Consider the following 17,517-nt stretch of genomic DNA (forward strand, 5'->3'; position numbering starts at 1 on the left):
GGTTAAATATGAGTGTAAACCACATTCAAATAGTCGACTAAGTTGGACCAAGGACGCTGAACTTTGCAAAATAATAAGCTAATTTTTGGATGTCGGGAAAAGCAAAGGCAATATGAAAGAAAATGAGATATCAAGAGAAGTTGTAGATGCTTGTTATAAAATCCACAGCCAATTGGGTCCGGGGCTTTATGAAAGCGTCTATGAGAATATTCTCTTCTATGAATTGGTCAAAAAAGGTCTGAAAGTCCAAAAAGAAATACCCATTGATGTGATATGGGATGGATTGGTTTTTGAGCAGGGTTTTAGGGCGGATTTAATCGTAGAAGAAAAAGTTTTGGTAGAGTTAAAATCTGTGGAGGAAATCTCAAAAAAGCATTATAAACAAGTTTTGACCTACTTGAAATTGACAAATCTGAAACTTGGCTTATTGATCAATTTCAATGAAAACTTGATCAAAGATGGAATCCGAAGAATAGTCAACGGATTGGAAGATCAATAATTGGAATTTGAAATTAACCAAACCTAAACTTTTGTAAAAATTCCCCTTTTTTGAAAATACCTCCTTTTTCCCCTTTTGCGTCTTCGCGTCTCTGCGTGAGTAATAATCCTATAATAAAAATTCCTTATTTTTGGGTTTTTAACAGAAACCAACCAAAGAAAATAACATGGGATTATTAAGCGGAAAAACAGCTCTGATCACCGGGGCATCCAAAGGAATCGGTAAAGCAATAGCTGTAAGAATCGCCCAAGAAGGTGCCAATGTGGCCTTCACTTACCTTTCAAGTGTAGATAAAGGACAGGCACTTGAGGCAGAATTGACAGCCTTTGGGATCAAAGCAAAAGGGTACCGTTCGGATGCCTCTGACTTCAAAGCTGCCGAGGAACTTGTCAACGGCGTGGTGGCTGAATTCGGCACTTTAGACATTTTGGTCAACAATGCCGGTATCACACGCGACAATCTCCTGATGAGAATGACCGAGGAAGCTTGGGATGAAGTCATCGGAGTTAACCTCAAATCCTGCTTTAATACCGTCAAAGCGGCAACGCGTCCAATGATGAAAGCCAAGTCAGGTTCCATCATCAATATCACCTCCGTCGTCGGCATCAAAGGCAATGCTGGTCAGGCCAATTATGCGGCCTCCAAATCCGGGATTATCGGCTTTACCAAATCTGTAGCTTTGGAATTGGGTTCAAGAAATATCAGGGCAAATGCCGTGGCACCAGGATTTATCGAAACGGAAATGACAGCGGTATTGGATGAGAAAACTGTCCAAGGCTGGAGAGACGGTATTCCGATGAAGCGGGGCGGCCAACCGGAAGAAGTTGCCAATGCCTGCGTCTTCCTAGCTTCGGATATGAGTTCGTATATCTCAGGACAAGTCATCCAAGTAGATGGTGCGATGCTTACCTGAGAAGCGAGAGGAGAGAAAGTAGAAAATTTAGAATTTAGACCCTGAGCGGAATATCCCGGTCAGGGTTTTTTGATTTTGCTGAGATCCAATCTATAAAACTCGTATTGGTCTTCATTGGGTTGTTCGGGTTTATTGATAAATAATCTCCCTCCGGTTAAAAACCAGTTTTCCAGATCCAATTCACCTTCAAAGTCAAAGAAATATTCTCCAAGGGGTTCCCAATCTCCAGAGTAAAAAGACAATACATAGTGTTTGGTTCTTTCAAATTTGGTTTCCCCTTCCCCTGATTCATGGGTTTTAGATGCTCTTACCAATAAATCATTATAGGGATCGTAAAGCAGGAAAATATGGGATGAGGCCTCTTTTGGGGCCGCAAAAACCGTAAATCCTTCACCCCAAGGAGTTTCCTTTCCGGGGATGTAGGTAAAGTTAACCTTTGTTTCTGGGATGAATTCTTCTTCAAGGCTTAAATTATTCAGCTTGTAGACAACATCAGAATATGGCCAGGAAAAATAGTAATAACCTCTTTTTGAATCTAAAGCACCGATCAGATTTGTAGCAAACGCGTCACCTTTAAAAGATTCATATCCTGATGGTATTTTAAAATCAGAATGTCTTATCTCACCGGTTTTGAGATTGATTTGGGTAAACCAGTTTTTGAATTCAACAGGAAAATCTGCTTTCCATAGCCTTGAACTGTTGTCGAAGGTTGTTTTTGAGGGATTTTGGTTTACCTGGAGCCAGTTTTCACTTGACATGAGCATAACGCTTCCATTCATGAAGTTATCAAAATCAATTATGTCCTCCTTTAAAATTGAGTCAATTCCAATCTCCTTGGTTTTATGGCCCAAAGTATCATAAAAACCCAACCTCCCAGTTCTCCCAAATAATAAAATAGTGTTCATATCACACACCAAAATCCTCCCTCCCATTCCACCTTTAATAGATTGGGGGCCTTCATAGGGGATTTTTATTTGATGTGTTTTTTTTGAAGTCAGGATATCATAAAATTTAATTACCATTCCACTATTGTCTGAAAGTCCCGAAGTCAAAATTACCACATCATCTTTGTCGGGAATGGTTTTCAAATATTGGATGTTAGGGGTTTGAATATCTTTATAGAAAATCCAATCCTCTATAGCCAATTCCTCAAGCTTCCCTGAATATATTTCATCAGAAGCCCTTTCTCCACAGGAAAACAGGGCTATGAAACCGACAAAAACTAGAATTTGGGAAAAGGGACTTTTGAACATAATCCAAAAATAACAGATTAGTCGAAAAAATTTCATTCTTTTTGCAACTTTTTAAATCAAAGAAAGTATATTGCATTGATATCATTTTAATATCATAACAATATGGAAAAAATAACTAAACCTATTTCCGGCTACTTGATGGTTTTGGTGGTCATCGCACTGATTCCGGCCACAGCATTTTCATTTATCAATGAATGGCATCTTTTGGGGGCAATCCTCGGGTTTGCCTTTATCATGATCACGGCAGGGTTTTTTACACTCCAGCCTAACATGGCGATGGTACTTGTCTTATTCGGTGCTTATAAAGGCACGGTGAAGGACACCGGTTTCTTTTGGGTAAACCCATTTATGACCAAAAAGAGAATCTCTCTCCGTGTCAAAAACTTTGAGAACAAACCGCTGAAAGTGAATGACAAAATCGGTAACCCCGTCATGGTAGGCACGATCGTCGTCTGGCAGGTGGAGAATACCTTCAAGGCCTCCTTTGAAGTAGAAGATTATGAAAATTTCGTCCACTTACAGACAGATGCTGCGGTCAGAAAAATGGCGGGACTTTATCCTTACGATGATTTTGAGCACCAACATGCAGAAATCACACTCCGGTCAGGGGTAGAGGAAGTCAACCATTCCCTTGAAGCCGAAATATCGGACAGGCTGCAATCCGCCGGGATCAAAGTCATCGAGGCAAGGATTTCTCACCTCGCTTATGCTTCCGAAATCGCCTCCGCCATGCTACAGAGACAACAGGCCACAGCCATAGTCGCTGCAAGAAGAATGATCGTGGACGGCGCAGTGGGCATGGTCGAAATGGCATTGGAAGACCTCAAAATCAAAGGCATCATCGATTTTGAAGAATCCAAAAAAGCAGCCATGGTCAGCAACCTGATGGTGGTCCTCTGCTCGGACAGAAGTGCTAGTCCGGTTCTGAATGTTGGGACTTTGAACCAATAAAAAATGGTACTCAATGAAAGCCAAAGCTTAAAGGATACCTTTATCATCTATGTAATCCTAATGCTGGAGGTTCCTACAATTATCCTGTTTGTAGTCCTTTGGTGGACAGGCAAATTCGGAGAAGACGGCTACATTCCTGTGCTTTTCTTTATAGGTTTCCTTTCTTTGACAACTCTCTTTATTCTCAATATGTCACTTAATATCAGAATTGACGAAAACGGCCTCCAATACAAGAGTTTCCCATTTGTAAACAAATGGAAATTCCTCCCAAAAGAGGCGATCGATTCTGGCAATGTCAGAAAACTGGATGGCATGTTGGAATTTGGAGGCCTTGGTACCAAACTTTCCAAAAGCACAAAGGCTTATATCTTTTCCACTGAACATGTGATTGAACTGGAATCAGGCGGAAAGAAATACGTGTTCAGTACCAGGAAACCAATTTTGGCAAAGACCGTGATTGAACAATGGAATATTCCTTCTATCAAATAAACCTTTCTTACCATGACCAACTTAATTTTCAAAGAAACCCAGAGATTCACTCAATTGTGGATTTGGATGCTATTGGTTTTTGTGGCTGGAATCGTTTTTTTTAGTGCTTTTAGTCTTGAAGAAATAAAATATTCAGATATCCTGATCCCCATGGGAATCATTGGTCTTGTCTTTACATTATTTCTTGCCCTGACTCTCAAGACAACGATAGATTCCTATTCCTTGTCTTTTAGCTATTTCCCATTTATATGGAAAAGGAAATACAACTTCAAGGAGATAGAATCCATGGAACTGAAAGAATACAACTCTCTATGGGAATATGGAGGTTGGGGTATCAGGTACAATTTTGATTCCTGGGCTTACAATACCGGAGGGAGGTTTGGTATCAAGGTGGAAACAAAGGACAAAAAATTTCTACTTGGCACACACAAACCTGAGGAGGCCAAAAAAGCCATTGCCATGTTTAAAGTTTACAAATCCAAAAACCATGGCAGCTAAAAAACCATTCGCCTTAAGAATAGATGAAAATCTCATGAAGGCTGTCGAGAAGTGGGCGGAAGATGAGTTCCGCAGCGCCAATGGACAGCTGGAATGGATCATCTATGAGGCGCTCAAGAAGTCAGGAAGGCTTCCATCACAGATAAAAAAAGACCCGGAATCTGAATAGGTTCCGGGTCTTTTTTTAATCCTCCTCCGCATCAGGATTATATAGCAGCTGCTTGTATTCAAAATCATACAATGTCAACTGTCGCATTTCATAAAAGGCTGTCCAATAATCCCTCAAAGACTGGATATAGGCTCTTCGATTTTGGTCTTTTTCCTGCTGCGCAATATTCAGGTCGGTGATGGTCACATTTCCGTTTTGATACCTTCTCAAAGAAATCTCATAGCGTTTGTCCGCTACCTGATCGGAAAGTTTGGTGATTTCGAGACGGTCATGCATCATGTCAAAGTTTTTGACTTTGGTAAAAATCTCCTGCTCAAAATTGATGATGTCCTGCTCGACGGTATATTCCACCAATTGCTTGTTGGCCTCTGCCTGCCCCATTCTCGCTTTATTTCTTCCCCAATCCAAAATAGGGATAGAGAATCCAAGGTTGAGCAATACCTGCCTGTTTGGATCGATATAGATATCACCCCACGTCAATCCCGCATTGTTAAGACCATAACTTGCATTCATCAGGACATTGAATCTTTCGCCTCTTGCTTCTGCCAAGCCGGCCTGTGCTTCCAGTTTTCTTCTGTCAAACCCCATGGCATCGGCCCTGTTGAGAAAAGCAAATTCGATGGCTTCCTCCACATCGATGGTCAGGTCGGGTACGATTTGCGGAGGAATCAAGCTTATTTCCTCGGCATCATTGAGCCCAATATAAGATTTGAGCCGAAGGCTGTTGGCCTCCAAGTCAAGGTTAGCCTGTGCCAAATCCTGTCTTGCCTGTAACACTTGCAGCTCTACCTGAAGCAATTTGTCTTCGTATGTGGTTCCGATATTATACCTTCCCTGCTCTATTTTGAGGATTTCCTGCGTATTGACAAGGTTTTTGGTGGCGATCTCCAGATTGACTTGGGAAATCAGAAAATCAAAAAACAGCTCTGTCACCGTCATACCGATCTGTTCCATTTCTTCCACGTACCCACGCTTGCTTTCTTCGTAGATCAGCGGTTCGATTTTTCTGTCCCATTTCAAAGGATTATAAGCGAAAAACGGCTGGGACAAACGCACATTGACCGGAATTCCACTCCATTGGGTCTGAGGACTTCCTGCGGGAGCGAGGAAGTTGTCAAACTTGGTCGTGGATGAATTGACCGAAATATTCCCACCTGTTGCGGCTATCTCCTGCTCGATACCCAATTCGAGATCCATAAAGTTTTGCCTTACTTCCCTGAACTCGATGGTTCCATCAGGTTGGGTGACATTGTTGAATGCCTGTGAAAATCCGGGAATCGTTCCACTCAGTCTCAGCTGAGGATTGTAATTGGATTGGTAAAAGCGGTAATTCCAATACCTGTTTTCTTTACGGGTTTGTGCCCGGAGAGATGCAGGAGATCTCGCCTTTGCCCTCGCTACCATGTCCTCGAGGGTGAAAGTTATTTTTTCTTGAGAAAAAGATTGGAAGGGTAAAACAACCAACCAAACAAATAAAATACTCCAATAATACTGTTTACTCATACCTTAAAGAAGTTATAGGGTCCTGCATTGCTGCTTTTCTTGCCGGAGCGATTCCAAAAACCAAACCGACGGTCGCTGCGACGCCAAAAGAAAGCAATATCGAAGGAAGGGTAATGATGGTCGGAAAATCCCCAAAGGTAGATACCAGATGGGCCAATAAAATACCCAATATTACCCCTATAATCCCTCCTGTGATACTGATCATGACGGCTTCAAACAGAAACTGATTGACAATATCGGATTTTTTTGCACCTAACGAAAGCCTTAATCCTATTTCTTTAATCCTCTCCATGACTGAGGCCAACATAATGTTCATTATTCCTATACCTCCCACCAAAAGTGATATCCCTGCAATTGCCCCAAGAACAATATTAAAGATGTTTTGGGTACGCTGCTGTTGCTTGAGCAAGAGCTCAGGAATCGTAATCTCAAAGTCCACCACGGTCATATGTCTCCTTTCCAACAACTTGGAAATCACCTCGGCTGTGGGATTGAGTGATTCGCTTTCTTCCACCTGCACCACTATTTTGTCTATCTGATGATAATTTGGGTCCGGGTTGGCCGTCACCTGCTCCCCAACCGAAACTGCCGCTCCTGTCACCAAATCCCTGTTTTTGAACCTGATCAGCATCGTTTGGATAGGAACATAGACATCCATGTTGAAATCACGAATACCCAACTTGGAAATACTCTGCTCGGACACCAACCTCTCTTCCATCACGCCGATGACTTCGAGCCATTGGTTTCCGCTTTTGATCATCTTTCCGATTGGGTTTTCCTTTGAAAAAAATTTGGTCTGAACCGACCTTCCAATGATACAGACAGGCGCACCGAGGAGAAGATTGGATTCCGTAAACATTTTTCCTTCCCGAAGTTTGAAATCCAAGACTTCAAAATAGGCAGGGGTGACTCCAACCAACTTGGCTGAGCGCCTGATTCCGCTTTTGACGAGGTTGGTTTCCAATACGATTTCAGGACTGATGTTTTTGATTCCTGGAATGGTCTTCATGATGGATTCGACGTCGGAAAGTTTCAGTCCGGGTGAAAACTTCCCTTTTTCCTCTTCCAAGTCTGATTCTTCTGCCAGATTTTCTTCGACTTGATTGACCACAGGAGCTATGACAATATTGTTGACACCGACCAGCCTGATTTGCTCGAGAATTTCCTGTTGGGCGCCGTTGCCGATGGCAAGCATCGCAATCACCGCCGCAACTCCAAAAATAATCCCCAAAGCCGTCAGCAGGGACCTTAATTTATTGGCAAGGACGGCTTCTAACGCAATGTGGAAATTGGCCTTTAATCTTTCATTTCGGTCGAAAAGGATATTCATAAATGTATCTTAATTATTGACAGGCCTGACTTGATATCCGGTTTTCATCGAAGAATCCGGTGCGGAAATTGGCTCCTCGACTTTAAGGTTCCTTTTCCCATTCAATTCTGCCAATAAACTGATACTTGTATTTTGGGACCATTCGGGAGTGGAAAGGAACACATCCTGCCCTTCTTCCAATCCCATTTCGACGATTACATCATTGGAATTGGCAAGGCCGAGTTTTACTTCCTGCTTTTTACCGTTTTTGAGGTAGACATAATTGATACTGTCGCTTTCGACATTGATGGCTTCCAAAGGCACATAGACCACATCACTTTTTTCCTCTATCAAGATAGAATTGCTTGTTGTCATCGCGGGCCGTAGCAGGTCGTCACTTTCATTGACCCTGACCAAAACTTCGAAAACCTTGGCATCAGAATTTGGCCTTTGTTGTCCCACATTGGCGACCTGTATGACCTTCCCTGTCAATTTTTTGTCGGGAAAAGCATCCAAACCGATTAACACAGATTGGCCGACTTTGACTTTTCTGATATCGACTTCATTGATGTAAGTGATGCTTTGCATCGTGCTGAGGTCAGGAAGTGTGGCTACTACAGGATCCCAAGAACTGATCTGAGAACCTTCTTTGACTTTTCCTCCCCTACCTTGGTAATAAATCACCATCCCGTTTTGGGGAGCGGTGACGGTGAATTTCTCCAAAGCAGCCTGCATTTGGGAAACTTCAAGCTGAGACTCTCTCAATCTGGCGGAGACCTCCACCATACGGGCTTTTTCCTGAAGGGTCTTAATCCTATACCTTTCTTTCGCTTGTTGTAGGTCTCTGATGGCTTTTTGGTAGTTGTATTCATTTTGCTTGATAATGGCCGGCGGTTCATATTGAGACTGGTCCAAAACCAGTTTTTTGGCGCCTACTTCATATTCGAGGTTGATCAGATTGTCCCTTTCCAACCTCAGCACCAAGGAGGTATCCAACTGTGTCTGCTCGAAGGTGGCCATGGTCTGCTCGAGGTCCAAGCGGCGGTCCTCCATTCTTCCAAAAAGTTCTGTCTTGTCAAGGGATGCGATAAAGTCTCCTTTTTTCACCACCGTGCCTTCATCCACCATAGTTTCGATAGTGAAGTTTCCTATCCTGTATCTCCTTGCCTCGATGGGACCAAGGATTTCTACGGAATTCAGCGCCTGCAATTCTCCCGAGGAGGTGATTTCTACTTTAAATTGACCCTTTTTTACGTCAGTCAATATTTCGAAGTTCCCCTCTTTGCCGGAGGAAAAAAAAAGCAGGTATATGACAATCAGAGCGGCAAATACCCCGATGCCTGTGTATATATACTTTCTTTGCATGGTCGCAGTTATTTTGGTCTAATCAAAGTTAGCCAAAAATGAGTCAAAATCAGCCCAATAAGCAGGTTATAAAACCATTAAAGTAATTTCTAATTATCGTGCCCGACTGGAAACTGAAAACCGAAAAATTGAAATGGATTTGATAAATTGCGCGCTCATTGGGGTTTTTACCTCCCCAAAAACCGACCAAACCCTGATATGAAGTCATTGATCAGTTTTATTATCCGATACATTCCAAGGAAATATTTACAGCTAGTTTCCCATTTTTTCCTGCGGATTATGGCGGTCTTTTATCAAGGAAATCAGGTTACCTGCAATGTATGTGACCATTCTTTTCGGAAGTTTTTGCCTTATGGAAGAAAAGGACGGGACAATGCACTTTGCCCAAACTGCCTTGCTTTGGAAAGGCATAGGCTGATGTGGCTTTTTTTGCAGCAGGAGACCAACTTCTTTACAGATAAACTCAAAGTCCTTCATATCGCTCCTGAGCTTTGCTTTATTGACCGGATGGAGGCCATGAAAAACCTGGATTACATCACCGCAGATATTGAGTCTCCTTTGGCCAAAGTCAAAATGGATGTCCATCAGATCCCTTTTGAGGCCAATACTTTTGATGTCGTATTCTGTAACCACGTCATGGAACATGTCGACGACGATATCCTGGCATGCAGCGAGATCAACCGCGTGCTCAAACCTACCGGTTGGGGAATCATCCAATCCCCTGTCTATGACATTCCCGAGACCATCGAGGACAAAACCATCACCGATGCCGCCGAGCGTGAAAGGCTCTTCGGCCAAAGGGACCACGTCCGCAAATATGGGCATGACTACGCCATGCGCCTCAGCCTATCAGAACTCGATGTCCAAGAAAACCTCTTTGTCAAAACCCTCGATCCTGCAATTGTCTTGAAACATGCCTTGCCGAAGAATGAGGTTATTTTTTATTGTAGAAAAGGGAGTAAAGGGTGAAGGGTGAGGGAGGAAGGATGAAAAAAAATGATTGGTGAGGGATTATGGCCTGGTTTTGAATAATAAAGCTAGCCTTCCCACTTAAAAAATGAATGCAGGAATTGAATCCAAAGATCCTTGATATAAAACGGTTAGCCCAAAATGATACGATTTTATACGATTAGATTCGCTTATGATACGAAAAATGTTATTTCTTGTCCATTCGGAAATACGCCAAGCACCTCAGCCAATCAGGACTCGACGTCCAAGAAAACGAATTTGAAAAATTGTCAATTGGAAATTGTTGAGGGCTAACGTCTCAGTGATATGGAACGGACGCAGCGATAGCAAGTCTGATCTCATATCACATGTTATCATCTGGCCTTCTTGCTTAAAGTTATCAAATATATACCTACGCCAACTCCAAAAACAGCAAAAGTCATAAGACCATAAAAATTTCCCTTTGTATGGAATTTACTTCGAACTTGATTTACCTTTTCTTTAGGCATAAATTCTATTCCATTTTTAACCAGACCTAAAATATCTATTTGATGGTAGTTTAAATGCTTGTCAGTAAATGTTAATTCCTCGGATTCTATAATTTTTTTGCTGTAAGTGTCTTTCCAAAGAGTAATAGATATAGGATCACCCTCATTTACGCTGCTAAGGAATTGATCTGCATTAAGTGCTTCTAATTCTGGCCTATTCAATTTGAATTTGAAATTCGGGTATTCCACTAAATAAATTTCTATTGATTTACTATTTTTTCTACCTGATTTTATTGATGGTTTGTTTTGCAACATTCCTGAAACTTGGGTTGTATTTTCTGAATCAACAATTATGTTTCCATGCTTATCTTGTTTAATGAAAATCAACGAGAATACAATCCAAAAGACTATAAATCCGATTCCAAAACGTCTTAAATGTCTATTCTCCCATCTCGCTTTCTCACTATTATTTTCTATTAATCCGTTAGTTAATTGATCCTTGAGCTTGTAATAAGTTTCCAATCTAAGATTGGAGGAGGTGATTCGAGCTTTTCCGGTTTTGAAATACAAATCCAAATCTTCCCATTGTAAGTATTTATTTTCCTTTCTAATTGCTGTGTATGAATTCAATTCGGATATCGGATACTCTTTTTTTATGGCACCAAAAAATGATTCTTGTTTTAGGTTGCTATTATCTACGGTAATTACCTCATTTTTAAGAAGGTAGTATAAAACTGATATGGTAACTGAAGCTGAAAATAGAAAAAATGACAAATCAACTAATTGAACATATCTATGATTGAACATAGGTTTTAAAAAGTAAAACCCCAATATCGAGAACCCAATAACTCCTAGGCTAAGGATAATAGTACTCGATAATTTGAATTTGGCTTTAATCTTCATTCATTATTTTGGCTTGATGATAACGATTCTCTCCACGTCACAGTGGCGTCTATCACTCTAAATTGGAATGCTTCACGCCGCTGTTACGTCTATTTTTCAATTACCTAAACATAAAACTAATACCCTAAAAATCCAACCAGTCTTCCTGACTATTTGAGTATAAAAAGTTGATTGAATTTTAGCCCCCAAAAACCTTCTTCACCCATTCAGTCACCAATCCTGCGCCATAGCTGCTCAGCTGCCCAAAAGCGGTAAAAACAGAAAGCAATCCTACCCAAGGTGATTTGTTTATGAAAGTAGAATGAACGAAGACAGCTAAAATCCATAGCCCATAAACCAAGAACCCTGCTGTCAAGAAAAACGAGAAGGCGGGAATCCAATAACCAATAACCATCAACCCAATAACCATTACCCATCCAACCAAAAAAACCGCCGGCATCAGATGCACCAACTTCACCGCATCCCGATGGTAACGGCTGACATTGATCCGGTTTTGGCCAAAGGAAAAGCTCTGCCTAAAAAAGCTCTGCCAGGTATTTTTTCTTTTGTGGTATACAAAAGCTTCCTCCACCAATTCCAGCCTGAAACCTGACTTTTTGAGCCGAATACTCAGCTCGATATCCTCTCCTCTGTTTGGGTCGACAAAACCTTTGGTCGCCTCAAATGCCTTTTTGGATAGGCCCATATTGAATCCACGGGCTTGGTACTTGGATGGATCTTTTAATTTTCCCCGGATTCCTCCTGTAGTCAAAAGGGAGGTCATGCTGTAGTTGATGGCTTTTTGGAAGTTGGAAAAACCCTCCTCCGCAGCATCCGGGCCACCATGGGCATCGAGCTTTCGGGTTTTGATGGCTTTATCCAAAACCTCAAAATATTGAGAAGGAATGATGCAATCGGAATCAAAAAGCACAAAATAATCGCCTTTTGCAAGGTTCATCCCGAAGTTCCTGGCAAAGCCTTGGGCAATATTTTCAATCCAAAAATAAAGTACTTGGAGTTCTTCTCTGAAGGATTCTGCGACAAGCTTGCAGGGATTATCAGATCCATCATCCACGATAATCACCTCAAAGTCTGTGAAGGTCTGTGTAGTCAGACTTTGAAGTAATTCCCTGATTTCATCGGGGCGGTTATACACCGGTATGATTACCGAAAAAACCATCAATCCTTGAAATTCAGTTCGGAGTCAATGTTGTAATCGGATTTTCGGCTGCTGTGGGAGGTCATCATCTCGGCAAGGAATCCTGTTAGAAACAACTGAACACCCACAATCAAAGCCACCAATGCCAAAAAGAATAAGGGTTGATCGGTGATTTCCCTGACGGCTGTTCCCCGGTAAAGTCCATAGATCTTTTGAAAAATCAGCCAACCTGTGATGAAGAAACCCGCCAAAAAGGAGACCGAACCCAAAGTACCAAAAAAATGCATGGGGCGCTTTTTGTACCTGTTGACAAAGGAAACGGAAATCAAGTCGAGGAAGCCGTTCAGGAATCTTTCCCAACCAAATTTGGTATAGCCGTATTTTCTTGGCCGGTGTTCGACGACTTTTTCACCGATTTTGGAAAAGCCTGCCCATTTTCCGATCAAGGGAATATAGCGGTGCATTTCTCCGTAGAGGTGGATATTTTTGACGACTTTCTTGTCGTAGGCCTTCAGACCGCAGTTGAAATCATGCAGTTTGATCCCCGAAATCACGCGGGTCACCCAATTAAAAAATCTTGACGGTATCGTCTTGCTGATGGGGTCATGCCTTTTCTTTTTCCACCCCGATACGATCTCAAAACCGTCTTTGACGATCATGTCGTACAGTTCCGGAATCTCATCGGGACTGTCCTGCAAGTCAGCATCCAAAGTAATGACCACTTCTCCCTCAGCCCTGCTGAAGCCCATGTCTAAAGCCGCAGATTTGCCGTAATTCCTACCGAAACTGATGCCTTTTACAAAGGGATTGAGGTTGGCGAGTTTTTGGATTTCCTTCCATGAACCATCATTGCTGCCATCATTGATAAATATGATTTCATAAGAAAAGCTGTGCCCTTCCATGACCCGGCAGATCCAGTTATGTAATTCGGCAAGGGACTCCTGTTCATTGTAAACAGGTATGACGACGGAGATTTGAGTCATTTTGGTTTTTCGAAAATCAATTTGGTAAAGGAAACCAGACCATAAAGTTGGGTATTCCTTAATATAATCCCTGAAGCCATTGGAACTAAATTCCAACGGCTTCAGAGGTATGTATCAATAGTCCAGAGACTTGTCTCTTTTCTTCAATATTGCTCCAAGGATCAAAGCTAAAATCGCATAGGCAATCAACAGAAAACCAAATGCTTTAATTTGTCCGGTAATTGTGTAGCCATTTTCAAGGCCTGATCGGATTTCGTCTAACTGCTCAGAAGTCATGGCATCTGCAGCACCAAACCTCTCCAACATGGCCATTTGGGTTTCCATCTGACTTTCTATCAACACGCCCGGAAGTGCCGGATCAACAACATTATAAAGCAACAGACTGCCAAGCATACTGATTATCCCGGAAACGACCATGGCTGCGAATGCAAAATTAAAAGCAGTTCCGAAGGTCATAAATCCACCGATAGAGGCTCTATATTGACCGCCAAAGTAGATGATCAGTCCAAAATACAATACCAAAATCCCGATGCCTACATACCACGCCACCAACAAGGTGGGATCGATAAAGTAAAGGATGTAGGTAATTACAACTGAAATGATACCCAATATCAAACCTGAATTGAGTCCTGCTTTAAATGGTGATTCTTGATTTTCCATAGAGTTAAAATTTTGTTCTCCTTAAAATTATAGAAATAATGATTGTAAAGAATAATCCGGGAAGGATTTTCCATATAAAATCATTCAAAGCAATGTCCAACGCGGTCATTGCCTTTATTTTTTCATAGGTAAAGTCAAATGATTCCTGTCCCAACTGCCCTACGATCAGGTCTTTGTTGGTGTCCATGACAGCGACTTTTGCAGCTTTGATTTCCTGGAAAAATTCCGGACTCAAAGACAAGACAAGCCAAATTCCCAAACCCGCCACGACCGCAATCATGGTATAAATCAGAAATCCTATGGTCATCCCATGGGCAAATGAAAGTTCACCGCCATTGATGTCATTTCTAAAATACCGGATTCCCAAAAACACAAAAATGGGAATCAGCACATAGCCAAACAGCATGCTGAGGTTGGTGGCATCGAAGCCGATCCACTTAAACAATAAAAATGCGAGGACACAAAATACGCCCCCTATCAATCCAAACAGGTAAGTTGATCCGAGATACCGCTTCATCTAGATTATGACAAAACGGCCTTTGTTGATGACAAATTTTACTTTCCCCTTCAAGGTGGTATTGAACCAAGGCATATTGGCAGAAAGTGATTTATTTGATTTTTGGTCAAAAACCCAGTTTTCCTCAGGGTCAAAAATGGTCAAGTTTTCCATTTTGGAAGTATCCAAGCCAAGAACTTTGGAAGGTCCTTCGGTGACTTTGGCGATCAATAGAGGCCAAGTGAGTTCGCTCGCCAACTTCGCCATTCCCGGCAGAAAAGTCTGCAGACCTGACATTCCAAATGCTGCCAAATCAAATTCCATAAACTTGGAATCAAAATCCTGCGGCTGATGGTTGGAAACAATGGCGTCAAGGGTACCGTCTTTCAGTCCTTCTATCAGGGCATCCCTGTCCTCTTTTCCTCTAAAGGGAGGCATAACTTTCAGGTTGGTATCGAAAGTGACCATGTCCTCATCCGAGAACAGCAATTGGTAAAGGGAAACATCCGCGGTGACTTTCAGACCTTCTTTTTTGGCTTGTCGGATTTTGTCCACAGATCCTTTGCTGCTGATGGTCTGCATGTGAAGCCTTCCTCCGGCATATTTGAGGATTTCAAGGTTGCGGTGTACGGCTATTTCTTCAGACAAGTTTGGAATTCCTTTCATCCCCAATCTTGTCGAAGTAATGCCTTCGTGCATCTGACCAAAAAGGGCTAGGTATGGATCATAGGTCTGGTCAAAAAGTAGCCCATCAAACTTCTGTAGGTATTGTAAAATCTTCAGTAACCGATCAGGATTGGAAATGGGATGGGTTCCGTCTCCGAACACAAAGGCTCCTTCATGGTGTAAATCAAGAATATCCGTAAAATCTTCTCCTTTGCAATCTTTGGTGGCAGCTGCCTGAATGACCAAATCTGACAACCAATGCTTTGCTTTAGATTGGACAAACTGGATCTCGTTTTTTGTTTGGATAGCCGGCTTTGTATTGGGCATCAGGACGGCTTTGGTAAAACCACTTGCGGCCAACAAATCCCCCAAGCTCTCCAAAGACTCGTGGTATTCTTCTCCTGGTTCGCCGGACATACACCTCAAATCAGTCCATCCTTTGGAAGCAAAGAAAGCCGAACAGTCGATGGATTCTTTGATTTTCATTCCGGAATCGCCTTTGTCTTCGAGGATTTCAGAACCGGTAAAAATGAAATTTTTTGGGGGATGGATCCTGTGTGAATCAATTAACCTGAGCGATTGGAGCAGTACGGCCATAAAGGTTATTATTTGTGCAAAACTGCAATAATATTCCAAAAAATGAAAGGAAAATCAGGTTGAGGATGAGGTGTCTTTTCAAAAAGGCAAGATAGTGGGCCCTCTTGGAATGGCAAAAACCCTGACTTTTCCGAATAAATCAAACAGATAAGATCGGTTATCTCTGAGTCGTCCCACTGAACGCAGTGAAGTGTCCCAAGTAAAGGAGATTCTTCACCTTCGCAGGCTGCGGTTCAGAATGACGGAGGACCAAACGTCATTCCCCTTTCTAAATATTTGCAAAATGAAGTCAATCCTTCTTATTCCCCAATAACTCCAACAACCTTTCATTATCAGAATGTGGGAAGAACTGGTCAAACTCGAGGTAATATCCGCCGGGATCAAAACCTACAAATCCTTTGTATTTTCCTTCAGGACCTACTTCAAGGCTATCCTGTCTCAAAGGAAAGGAATTGCTTTTCTTGATATAATCAAACCAACCTGACACATCCCCAAGCAAAAAAGACACATTCACGGCTTTGCTCTCAGAAAAGGTATGCATGCCACGACGTTCGTCCACGAGTCCTAAATAGCCTGTCTCAGATACTTGATATACTTTGGCCCAACCCTGATCGACGATCAACCGCAGTCCCATGATTTCCTCATAAAACTTCTCCGCTTGAAGCATATCTTTGTAATAGGTCCAAGTCACCGCTCCATAAAAACCCAATCCCGCTGCCACACCTTCCGAAACGGTCGGTAAGGCAGGGTATTTTCTCATTTGGGGAATCAGCAATTCGTTCTCTTCGTGTTGCTTGAACATTTCGAATTCCAGCAGGTAACCTTCCGGATCGATGGCCACAAAACCGTCATGGGCATTGTTTTCTTTGGGTTTGTATGTGTATTTGATGGGGACATTTTTTCCCTGCAGGTAGGCGTACCATTCAGGGAGTTGGTCAGTCAGCAAAGCAATGGCAACAGTCTTTGGTTCGGAAGCTTTATGCATCCCTTTTGATTCATCCACCAAAGTCAGGAAGGCATCATGGGAGATGCGGACTGTGGCCGCAAAACCATAATCTGACACAATTTCCATCCCCAATGTCTGATGATAAAAGTCCTTGGCAGTAGCCAAATCTTTGTAATACAGAAAAACATTGGTTCCCTGAATATCAAAATCAGGCAAAGACTTGAACTCAGTATTTTTGGCCAATAGTGTATTGATATGCTGATTGGGATATCCCAACAATCTCCCAAATCGGCGTGCTTCATCAACACTGTTTTTACCTTCAGCAATGGTTTTTTTCAAATCAAGGTAGGCTTCCAAAGCATTTGGCTTGTGAAAAACCAAGACTTCTTTTCCGTCAGCTACGGACTCAGGAAACAGCATGGTTTTGATCAGCTCAGTTTCTCTGAATACTTCCACGCCATATTTTTCAGCAATCTCCGACGCTTCCGCCCAAATGGCATCGATCTCAGCTGATTCCATCGGTTCGCTCAGGGCAATAGGCTTGACGTCCGCAGCGACCATTTCGGCCATGGCCGCCATACTGCCGAGGTGCTTCTGATGGCTGTTCACTTTTTGTTCCTGACAGGAAGAAAAAATGAAAATGATCAATAAAAATAAGGCTGAGGATTTCATATCTGAGAGTTTTGATTTGGGGTTTGGCTTGGGATAAACTTAAGCAGGCAAATATTATGATCAAAAAATCA

General features: G+C 42.2%; 18 protein-coding genes. 7 read left to right on the plus strand and 11 right to left on the minus strand.

The annotated features are described in order from the left end of the window. Positions 1-112 precede the first annotated feature (112 nt). Entirely contained in the window at positions 113-499 is a 387-nt protein-coding gene (locus DQW11_RS19290) for a GxxExxY protein (protein ID WP_113925807.1), read from the plus strand. Between the two features lie 166 nt (positions 500-665). Next, entirely contained in the window at positions 666-1,412 is a 747-nt protein-coding gene (fabG, locus tag DQW11_RS19295) for a 3-oxoacyl-[acyl-carrier-protein] reductase (RefSeq protein ID WP_113925744.1), read from the plus strand. A gap of 59 nt (positions 1,413-1,471) precedes the next feature. Here the strand turns inward: fabG and DQW11_RS19300 are convergent, their stop codons facing one another. After that, complete coding sequence (locus DQW11_RS19300) at positions 1,472-2,665, minus strand: DUF4221 family protein (protein ID WP_157966155.1); 1,194 nt, start codon at positions 2,663-2,665, stop codon at positions 1,472-1,474. A gap of 102 nt (positions 2,666-2,767) precedes the next feature. Between DQW11_RS19300 and DQW11_RS19305 the strand changes: the two genes are divergently transcribed. From DQW11_RS19305 to DQW11_RS19320, 4 genes are read left to right on the plus strand one after another with little or no spacing between them, the layout of a single operon-like run. Then, a complete protein-coding gene (locus tag DQW11_RS19305) occupies positions 2,768-3,616 on the plus strand; it encodes an SPFH domain-containing protein (RefSeq protein ID WP_113925746.1) in 849 nt (282 codons plus the stop codon). Between the two features lie 3 nt (positions 3,617-3,619). After that, positions 3,620-4,105: a hypothetical protein gene (locus tag DQW11_RS19310; RefSeq protein WP_113925747.1), complete on the plus strand. Its 486-nt coding sequence runs from the start codon at positions 3,620-3,622 to the stop codon at positions 4,103-4,105. A gap of 12 nt (positions 4,106-4,117) precedes the next feature. Next, entirely contained in the window at positions 4,118-4,603 is a 486-nt protein-coding gene (locus DQW11_RS19315; protein WP_113925748.1) for a hypothetical protein, read from the plus strand. Further along, positions 4,593-4,772, plus strand: a complete 180-nt coding sequence (locus DQW11_RS19320; protein ID WP_113925749.1) for an Arc family DNA-binding protein — start codon at positions 4,593-4,595, stop codon at positions 4,770-4,772. Before DQW11_RS19315 ends, DQW11_RS19320 begins: the two co-directional genes overlap by 11 nt. Before the next feature lie 15 nt (positions 4,773-4,787). On the opposite strand, the gene DQW11_RS19325 is transcribed toward DQW11_RS19320, so the two are convergent. From DQW11_RS19325 to DQW11_RS19335, 3 genes are read right to left on the minus strand one after another with little or no spacing between them, the layout of a single operon-like run. Further along, entirely contained in the window at positions 4,788-6,275 is a 1,488-nt protein-coding gene (locus tag DQW11_RS19325; RefSeq protein ID WP_113925750.1) for a TolC family protein, read from the minus strand. Continuing rightward, the gene (locus DQW11_RS19330; RefSeq protein ID WP_113925751.1) at positions 6,268-7,605 is read right to left on the minus strand and encodes an ABC transporter permease; all 1,338 of its coding nucleotides are present in this window, start codon (positions 7,603-7,605) and stop codon (positions 6,268-6,270) included. The genes DQW11_RS19325 and DQW11_RS19330 overlap by 8 nt, the downstream gene beginning before the upstream one ends. A gap of 9 nt (positions 7,606-7,614) precedes the next feature. Beyond that, positions 7,615-8,949: an efflux RND transporter periplasmic adaptor subunit gene (locus tag DQW11_RS19335; RefSeq protein ID WP_113925752.1), complete on the minus strand. Its 1,335-nt coding sequence runs from the start codon at positions 8,947-8,949 to the stop codon at positions 7,615-7,617. Between the two features lie 198 nt (positions 8,950-9,147). Between DQW11_RS19335 and DQW11_RS19340 the strand changes: the two genes are divergently transcribed. After that, positions 9,148-9,918, plus strand: a complete 771-nt coding sequence (locus DQW11_RS19340) for a class I SAM-dependent methyltransferase (protein WP_113925753.1) — start codon at positions 9,148-9,150, stop codon at positions 9,916-9,918. 353 nt (positions 9,919-10,271) lie between these two features. Here DQW11_RS19340 and DQW11_RS19345 read toward each other — a convergent pair whose 3' ends face one another. From DQW11_RS19345 to DQW11_RS19375, 7 genes are all read right to left on the minus strand, one after another. Then, positions 10,272-11,288, minus strand: coding sequence for a hypothetical protein (locus tag DQW11_RS19345; RefSeq protein WP_157966156.1), 1,017 nt, complete (start codon positions 11,286-11,288; stop codon positions 10,272-10,274). A gap of 178 nt (positions 11,289-11,466) precedes the next feature. Then, entirely contained in the window at positions 11,467-12,447 is a 981-nt protein-coding gene (locus DQW11_RS19350) for a glycosyltransferase (RefSeq protein WP_113925755.1), read from the minus strand. Continuing rightward, positions 12,447-13,409, minus strand: coding sequence for a glycosyltransferase family 2 protein (locus tag DQW11_RS19355; protein ID WP_113925756.1), 963 nt, complete (start codon positions 13,407-13,409; stop codon positions 12,447-12,449). Before DQW11_RS19355 ends, DQW11_RS19350 begins: the two co-directional genes overlap by 1 nt. Positions 13,410-13,523: 114 nt before the next feature. After that, the gene (locus tag DQW11_RS19360) at positions 13,524-14,069 is read right to left on the minus strand and encodes a DUF4199 domain-containing protein (protein WP_113925757.1); all 546 of its coding nucleotides are present in this window, start codon (positions 14,067-14,069) and stop codon (positions 13,524-13,526) included. 4 nt (positions 14,070-14,073) lie between these two features. Beyond that, the gene (locus tag DQW11_RS19365) at positions 14,074-14,586 is read right to left on the minus strand and encodes a DUF4199 domain-containing protein (RefSeq protein WP_113925758.1); all 513 of its coding nucleotides are present in this window, start codon (positions 14,584-14,586) and stop codon (positions 14,074-14,076) included. Next, complete coding sequence (locus DQW11_RS19370; RefSeq protein ID WP_113925759.1) at positions 14,587-15,828, minus strand: dihydroorotase; 1,242 nt, start codon at positions 15,826-15,828, stop codon at positions 14,587-14,589. A gap of 289 nt (positions 15,829-16,117) precedes the next feature. Continuing rightward, positions 16,118-17,446 (minus strand): VOC family protein, encoded by a 1,329-nt coding sequence (locus DQW11_RS19375; RefSeq protein ID WP_198669931.1) that lies wholly within the window; start codon positions 17,444-17,446, stop codon positions 16,118-16,120. Positions 17,447-17,517 lie beyond the last annotated feature (71 nt).

The sequence above is a fragment of the Cognataquiflexum aquatile genome, assembly GCF_003316845.1.
GTDB lineage: Bacteria > Bacteroidota > Bacteroidia > Cytophagales > Cyclobacteriaceae > Cognataquiflexum > Cognataquiflexum aquatile.

Excerpts from the sequence above, each read along its gene's own strand:
- DQW11_RS19335 (WP_113925752.1), bottom strand. The coding sequence starts at position 8,949 with ATGCAAAGAAAGTATATATACACAGGCATCGGGGTATTTGCCGCTCTG.
- DQW11_RS19375 (WP_198669931.1), bottom strand. The coding sequence starts at position 17,446 with ATGAAATCCTCAGCCTTATTTTTATTGATCATTTTCATTTTTTCTTCC.
- DQW11_RS19320 (WP_113925749.1), top strand. The coding sequence starts at position 4,593 with ATGGCAGCTAAAAAACCATTCGCCTTAAGAATAGATGAAAATCTCATG.
- DQW11_RS19325 (WP_113925750.1), bottom strand. The coding sequence starts at position 6,275 with ATGAGTAAACAGTATTATTGGAGTATTTTATTTGTTTGGTTGGTTGTT.
- DQW11_RS19290 (WP_113925807.1), top strand. The coding sequence starts at position 113 with ATGAAAGAAAATGAGATATCAAGAGAAGTTGTAGATGCTTGTTATAAA.
- DQW11_RS19330 (WP_113925751.1), bottom strand. The coding sequence starts at position 7,605 with ATGAATATCCTTTTCGACCGAAATGAAAGATTAAAGGCCAATTTCCAC.
- DQW11_RS19360 (WP_113925757.1), bottom strand. The coding sequence starts at position 14,069 with ATGGAAAATCAAGAATCACCATTTAAAGCAGGACTCAATTCAGGTTTG.
- DQW11_RS19345 (WP_157966156.1), bottom strand. The coding sequence starts at position 11,288 with ATGAAGATTAAAGCCAAATTCAAATTATCGAGTACTATTATCCTTAGC.
- DQW11_RS19355 (WP_113925756.1), bottom strand. The coding sequence starts at position 13,409 with ATGACTCAAATCTCCGTCGTCATACCTGTTTACAATGAACAGGAGTCC.
- fabG (WP_113925744.1), top strand. The coding sequence starts at position 666 with ATGGGATTATTAAGCGGAAAAACAGCTCTGATCACCGGGGCATCCAAA.
- DQW11_RS19365 (WP_113925758.1), bottom strand. The coding sequence starts at position 14,586 with ATGAAGCGGTATCTCGGATCAACTTACCTGTTTGGATTGATAGGGGGC.
- DQW11_RS19300 (WP_157966155.1), bottom strand. The coding sequence starts at position 2,665 with ATGTTCAAAAGTCCCTTTTCCCAAATTCTAGTTTTTGTCGGTTTCATA.
- DQW11_RS19350 (WP_113925755.1), bottom strand. The coding sequence starts at position 12,447 with ATGGTTTTTTCGGTAATCATACCGGTGTATAACCGCCCCGATGAAATC.
- DQW11_RS19340 (WP_113925753.1), top strand. The coding sequence starts at position 9,148 with ATGAAGTCATTGATCAGTTTTATTATCCGATACATTCCAAGGAAATAT.
- DQW11_RS19310 (WP_113925747.1), top strand. The coding sequence starts at position 3,620 with ATGGTACTCAATGAAAGCCAAAGCTTAAAGGATACCTTTATCATCTAT.
- DQW11_RS19370 (WP_113925759.1), bottom strand. The coding sequence starts at position 15,828 with ATGGCCGTACTGCTCCAATCGCTCAGGTTAATTGATTCACACAGGATC.
- DQW11_RS19305 (WP_113925746.1), top strand. The coding sequence starts at position 2,768 with ATGGAAAAAATAACTAAACCTATTTCCGGCTACTTGATGGTTTTGGTG.
- DQW11_RS19315 (WP_113925748.1), top strand. The coding sequence starts at position 4,118 with ATGACCAACTTAATTTTCAAAGAAACCCAGAGATTCACTCAATTGTGG.